The sequence below is a fragment of the Vibrio sp. 1F169 genome, assembly GCF_041439605.1.
GTDB lineage: Bacteria > Pseudomonadota > Gammaproteobacteria > Enterobacterales > Vibrionaceae > Vibrio > Vibrio tasmaniensis_A.
The window spans coordinates 33232-39960 of record NZ_JBGOOI010000044.1; the positions used below are offsets into that span (position 1 = coordinate 33232).

6 protein-coding genes are annotated in these 6729 nt (G+C 42.7%); all 6 read left to right on the forward strand.

Translation table 11 applies throughout. The features are described from left to right. Positions 1–16 precede the first annotated feature (16 nt). The 6 genes from ACED53_RS15875 (at position 17) to ACED53_RS15900 (ending at position 6694) form a co-directional block, all read left to right on the forward strand. A complete protein-coding gene (locus tag ACED53_RS15875; protein ID WP_017099481.1) occupies positions 17–946 on the forward strand; it encodes a LysR family transcriptional regulator in 930 nt (309 codons plus the stop codon). A gap of 113 nt (positions 947–1059) precedes the next feature. Further along, positions 1060–1452 carry a GFA family protein gene (locus ACED53_RS15880; protein WP_029222786.1) on the forward strand — a complete coding sequence of 131 codons (393 nt, stop codon included), beginning with the start codon at positions 1060–1062 and terminating at the stop codon, positions 1450–1452. A 56-nt stretch (positions 1453–1508) separates the two neighbouring features. Continuing rightward, entirely contained in the window at positions 1509–1976 is a 468-nt protein-coding gene (locus ACED53_RS15885) for an OsmC family protein (RefSeq protein WP_017099480.1), read from the forward strand. Positions 1977–2098: 122 nt separating this feature from the next. Further along, positions 2099–3274: a MalY/PatB family protein gene (locus ACED53_RS15890; protein ID WP_029222785.1), complete on the forward strand. Its 1176-nt coding sequence runs from the start codon at positions 2099–2101 to the stop codon at positions 3272–3274. Positions 3275–3492: 218 nt separating this feature from the next. Then, a complete protein-coding gene (locus tag ACED53_RS15895) occupies positions 3493–4671 on the forward strand; it encodes a DNA cytosine methyltransferase (RefSeq protein WP_017099479.1) in 1179 nt (392 codons plus the stop codon). A gap of 61 nt (positions 4672–4732) precedes the next feature. Beyond that, positions 4733–6694, forward strand: coding sequence for an ATP-binding protein (locus ACED53_RS15900; protein WP_017099478.1), 1962 nt, complete (start codon positions 4733–4735; stop codon positions 6692–6694). Positions 6695–6729: the final 35 nt, after the last annotated feature.

Consider the following 6729-nt stretch of genomic DNA (forward strand, 5'->3'; position numbering starts at 1 on the left):
ATAGTAGGAGAGGTGAATGGACAAGTTTTCAGATATGGCGATGTTCGTGAGCATTGTTAAGCATCACGGGTTAGCAGCGGCGGGGCGAGAGTTAGGGCTGTCTCCTGCGACCATGACAGCAAGGCTTCAGGCGTTGGAAGAGCGTTATGGTGTGAAGCTGCTGAACCGAAGCACAAGACATGTGTCTTTAACTGACTCTGGGGAGCTGTATCACAAGGCGTGTCTGGAGATATTGGATAACGTTAGCGAGGCTGAAAACCTGATTCAAAATGGCGTCAAAGAGGTTAAAGGCCCACTAAAGATTGCAGCACCTAAAGACATCGGAAAGCAGTACATCCTTCCTATTTTGTCGGAATTTTGTCAGCAGTATCCAGACGTTATTCCCTACCTGTATTTGAACGATCACCTATCGAATATCGCTGAATCAGGCATGGACATCGTGATCCGTTATGGGGAATTGGTCGACAGTAGCTTGATCTCAAGACGCTTATCACCAAGCCGACGAGTGCTGTGTGCTTCACCAGAATATCTTGCCAAGCATGGAACGCCGTTAACACCACAAGATTTGGTCCAGCACGACTGTTTGGCTATGCTGCGTAGCAATGAAGAGCTCAAGACATGGCACTTCCAAGACAATGATATGAAGAAGTCGGTGACGGTTGTGCCGAAGCGATTTTCAGACGATGGCGAAGTGATTCGGTACTGGGCATTGCAAGGAGAAGGGATTGCGTTGAAGTCGGTACTCGATGTGCAAGATGACATCAATAACCAACGCCTTGTGACGCTACTTAATGGCTACATGAAGAACTTCAACACCTCGACGTCAGTATCGAGTGCCGACTTGAATGTGGTGTATATCAGCAAGAAATATCAGCCGAAACGTATTCGGCTGTTTTTGGATTTTCTGTTTGAGCGGTTTGGCGATTTGGTTAAAAATTCTAGTTAGATTAGCCGTGAATCCTCGCATGACAGAGCTCTCTAACTCAACGTCAGCTTAAGGACAGAGTTCATTGAACTGGTTATGATGCGTGCAATACAAGGACGTGATTGGAGAGAGAAATGAAAGTAGTCGGTAACACGGTTATCCAACCTTTTCATAAGGCAACCTGCCACTGCGGTGCGGTCGAATTAGAGCTCAGCTTACCTAACGGAATAGAAAAGCCGCGCCGTTGTGATTGCTCTATCTGTCGTCGTAGAGGGGCGATTGTGGGGTCTGTTGCGCTGGATGGTATTAAGATTTTGAAAGGCGCTGAGCATCTTAAGCTTTATCAATTCAATACCAACACCGCGAAACATTACTTCTGTTCAAACTGCGGTATCTATACCCATCATCAACGCCGTTCAAACCCCAATGAATATGGATTTAACATCGGTTGTTTGGAAGGGGTGAACCCTTTTGATATTGGTGATGTGGTGACTAATGATGGTGTCAATCACCCTGCTGATCGCTAAATAACTCGTCGTTTGAGAACCAATTATTTGATAACTAATGGATAGAGGAAGGGATTATGTCTGAATATAGTGCGGTGATTCGTTGGGCTCGTGGTGACGATGAAGCCTTTAGTGATAACCAATACAGCCGAGGGCATATGTGGGAGTTCGATGGCGGTGTCACTGTGCCTGCCTCGTCGTCACCTCATGTTGTGCCACTGCCGTTTTCAGTTGAGGCCAACGTTGATCCAGAAGAAGCCTTTATTGCGGCACTGTCTAGCTGCCATATGCTGACGTTTTTGGGCATTGCCGCGAAGCAGAAGTACGTGATCGACTCTTATGTGGATGATGCAGTTGGTGTGCTTGAGGAAGATGAATCAGGCCGCTCATCGGTCACTAAGGTGACTCTGCGACCTGACATTGTGTTCTCCGGGTCTAAGATACCAACCGCCAAACAACTCGACAAACTGCATCATTTGGCGCATAAAAACTGCTTCATCGCTAATTCGGTCAAGACTGAGATAAAGGTAGAAACACGAAATTAGTTTGTACTTTTCAGATTATTTTCTAAAAGCTTCGTCTTTTTGACTATGCCATCGTCTTAAGGGTATTCATGCAATCCAGTGGATAGCAAAAAAGACCGAACAACCTATTTGAGGGCTCCTTCATGACAGCGTTTAAGAGTACATCTAACTACGGTGAGAATGCGTTTATCAAAAGCAAACCGCAGATGCTACAGAACATTTATAACACCACTGATGTATTCCCATATTGGGTTGCCGATATGGATTTTCAGGTAGCAGAACCGATCACTCAAGAGCTGAATCGTTTGGTTGAGCGCGGTGTGTACTCTTATGAGTTTCATGAGCAAGCGGTGTTTGAAGCCCTTTCACAGTGGTACTCAAAGCGTCATGGTTTGAACCTTTCTGCGGACAAGTTTGTCCAGGTGCCGGGTGTACTTTCTGGCATTGCATTGTTACTGCGCCAATTCACCAATGAAGGTGATGGTGTGCTTATCCATACGCCGGCGTATCACCAGTTTTCTAACTTGGTGAATAAAGCAAATCGTCAGGTCGTGAAGAGTCCACTTATCAATGATGAGCAAGGTTACCGCATTGATTTCGACGGTATGGAGCAGCAGATCATCGAACACAAAGTGAAGACGATGATTTTCTGTAATCCACACAACCCAACTGGCCGCGTGTGGACGCAGCAAGAAATCGAACAAGTTATCGAGATCGCCAAGCGTCATGATGTGTTGATCATCAGTGATGAAATTCATTCAGACATTATCTTTGAAGGTCACGCTTTCACGAGCTTAACCAGCTTTGATTACGACAAGGTCATCACCTTGATTGGTTCTCCGGCAAAAACCTTTGGTATGCACAGCATCTCAAACGGCTATGTGTACACGAACAATGATGAACTATTTGAAGCGTTCAAAGCCAACGTAGCAGCGATGTATCTTGACCATGGCAATGCCTTGACGACCTTTGCGACGGTTGCAGCCTTTGAAAAAGGTGAAGAGTGGCTAGACGGCATGTTGATGTATCTGCAAGACACGGTTAAGTGGATCACTGAGTTTGCTGAGCTGCGAATTCCTCAATTGAAAGTCTTCCAGCCACAAGGGACTTACCAAGTGTGGTTTGATTTCTCAGAGTTAGGCTTTTCGGAAGAAGAGCTAAAAAACGTGGTCTTTGAGCAGGCTAAAATGGGACTAACCCCAGGTGGTTGGTTTGGTGCTGAAAGTCCTAATTTTATGCGAATGAACATCGCCACTTCGCGTGACAATATTGAAAAGTCGTTTTTCACATTGGCAAACTCGATTGCTGGTGTTGAGTGAGATTAGCGCTAACTTTTATACGAGAGCGGTGCCTCAAAGGATTAACTGGTGCATGACTGGTAGTTTTGTGTCTGTATCGAGCAGACACAAGCTACAATTAGACTTGTAGTAAGCATTGTGGTTGCTGGGCTTGAAATGTATGCGGACGCATCAGAACCGATAGCAATTTTTTGGTAAAACGGTAGAATATGCCAGCTAATTTTATTTGAGTATTTTTGATGACAGCTAAAGCTATTGACTTATTTGCTGGTGCCGGTGGATTTTCACTTTCTGCTATTGAAGCAGGGGTAGATGTACTTGCAGCTATAGAATTTGATAAGGCAGCTGCAAAAACTTATGCCGAAAATTTCATAAAAGGCAAAGAGCTCAATATTGATCTTCGTGCTGGTGAAGAAAAGGGCGATATAAACAATGTCGATCCCAAAGAACTTCGTCAAAGCCTTCACTTAGAACGAGGCGAACTAGACCTTATTTTAGGTGGTCCGCCATGCCAAGGCTTTTCAACGCACCGCATTAATAATGCTGGCGTGAACGACCCTCGCAATCAATTGTTATTACGTTATTTTGAATTCGTTAATGAATTTAACCCTAAAGCATTCTTAGTAGAAAATGTGTCTGGGCTTTTATGGAAACGTCATAAGCCTTTTTTAGATAAGTTTCTAGCGTTAGCCGAAACAGCAGGTTACGTAATTAAATTTTGCAATATCGTAAATGCAAAAGATTATGGCATCCCCCAAAACCGTAAACGTGTATTTATATTCGGAATTCGAAAAGACTTAGATGCTGAAGGAATGGTGTTCCCACCTGCGGCTACTCATTTCGCACCTACTTCAGGAAATCAGCCTAAGTGGGTAGCTGCGTCCTCAGTATTTGAAAGAATCCCACACCATCTATATCAAAATTACTGGGATGACTTTTTTAGTAAGAAGGACAAGCGCGATAAGGAAGAAGTTTTCAAACTTTTAAACTCTCTTCCTTACGGAAAGCCTTTTAAAAAAAGTGACCCTTGTAATGTTCACATGAAGCCAAGTGACATGATGAAAATACGCTTTGCTGACACACCATTAAACGGTAGCCGTGAAGATGCTGGCGAGCAACACCGGTTAAAGTGTCATTCTAATGGCTACAAAGGTCACAAAGATGTATATGGCAGAATTTTTATTCATATACCGAGCAACACCATTACTACAGGTTGTAATAACCCATCTAAAGGGCGATTTGTTCACCCGTGGGAAGACCATGGCATGACACTTCGTCATGCCGCACGTTTACAGTCATTCCCTGATTGGTTTGATTTTTATGGGAGTTCGACCGAGCAGGCTCGTCAAATTGGGAATGCTGTCCCACCTTTACTTGGTCAAACTCTCATTGCAGATATATGCAGTAGATTGATATAAAAAAAGTGCCTACAATGTTAGGCACTTTTTTTATATCTAACATACTGAGATTTGGTTATATATGGCTCAAATGAATGTAAGCGCTAGAGCTGTAGACATGCTTGGTCGACAGCAAATAGCGGGTATCCCAACAGCGATACATGAACTATTCAAAAATGCGCACGATGCCTACGCCAGTAATGCAGAAATTGACTACTTCCAAGATCAGAACCTAGTTACTCTCCGTGACAACGGCGTTGGGATGACCGAAGAAGATTTTGTTAAAAAGTGGCTGACAATTGGCACTTCTAGCAAACTTGGGGCAAATCGCAAGTCGGTTTATATCCCAGATGGAATGGCTCCCCGCCCTTTAATGGGTGAAAAAGGCATTGGTCGACTCGCTATCGCTTCCATTGGACGACAAGTTGTTGCATTAAGCCGTGCTGAGCGAGCAGATGGAATGCACGATATGGTCGTAGCATTAATCCATTGGAGCCAATTTGAAATCCCTGATATCGGTATTTCAGACATCGTTATCCCTACGCGAACTTTTCCCGAAGGTAAGCTGCCAGCAGCGACAGACTTGAAATCAATGGCGAAAGAACTGATTTCACACCTTAAGAGCTTAGGTGATGCTATTCCTTCCGACTACCTAGACCTTATTATTGCTGATGCCGAACTACTTTCTTTTTCACCAGAAGTCTTATTTAAAAATGTACAAAACAAAACTCAGGACGACTGGGAGAAAGTTCCAAAAGAGCTAAGAACGTCAGATTCAGCCCCTCAGCTAGATGGTATCGGTAAAGGCACTCATTTCATTATCATGCCTAATGATGAAACATTGGCACTCGATGTTAAAACCGATGTAAATGGTACGACCGATCTACAAAAGATCTTGGTTGGTTTTTCTAATACATTTGATACGGAAAAAAAAGAAAGGTTAAAAACAAAATTCCGGTTACATCAAGGTACTGCCGAAGCTCAAGAACTAATTGAAGAAGGGTTCTTTACTAAAAAAGATGCTGCCGATGGTGACCATATAGTTGAAGGTGAGTTTGATGAATATGGACAGTTTAAAGGTAAGGTCACCGTTTATAAGGGAGAACCTCAAAAGCACATCATAAACTGGAATAAAAGTTTTGGTGCAAAGACTCGGTGTGGTCCATTCAAAATTAAGTTCACTTATCTTCAAGGAACACCATCAGACAGCATGGTGTCCAGTGACCGGTATATAGAGCTTCAAACGAAGCTTAGAATGTACGGTGGCCTTTATTTGTACAAAGATGGGGTTCGCGTACTGCCTTACGGCAAGCAAGAATTTGATTTTTTAAGGTTTGAAGAGAAACGTTCTAAGAGAGCTGCACACGCATTTTTCTCGCATCGTTTGATGTTTGGTGCTATTGAAATTAAGCATGATGTGAATACAAGGCTAGAAGAAAAAGCGGGACGAGAAGGTTTAATAGAAAACGTCGCTTATAAAGAATTTACTAACATATTAGAATATTTCTTTGACCAATTAGCCGCAGACTTTTTTAGGGACTCTTCAGTTAATGATCGATTTTCTGAGATTAAAAATAAATTTAAAGAACAGGCGAAGAAAGAAAGCGAAGCTGAGAGGAAACGGAAAAAATTAGTTAAAACTAAAAAAGAAACCTTCAGGGATCAACTAGCAGATTTTTTTGATACTTATGGTGATGGCTCATACCTAACTAAAGTCGAGGCAATAAAAAATCACGTTAAAGTTGAATTTGAAAAAGCGAGTGATACATGGAATGAGCAAGAAAAGTATCGCTTCATATCAAGCCTTCGCAGTGACATGTCCGCTAAATGGAAGTCTTTTGATAAAGAACTAAAGATAATCATGCCAAAAATTGGTTTGAGTAACGAAGATGAGCAGAATTGGACAACTTATTTGGCTACTCGTGAGAAGTTTTATGAGGATATGGTAAGCCCAGTTCAAAAGAACATAGAGCTACAAATTTCTGAGTATGTCACCTCGAATAGTTTGTCATTTACACTCAGAGAGGCTTTGTTGCGTAATTAAATTTAAAGATAGAACAACCCCGTTTCGCGTATTTC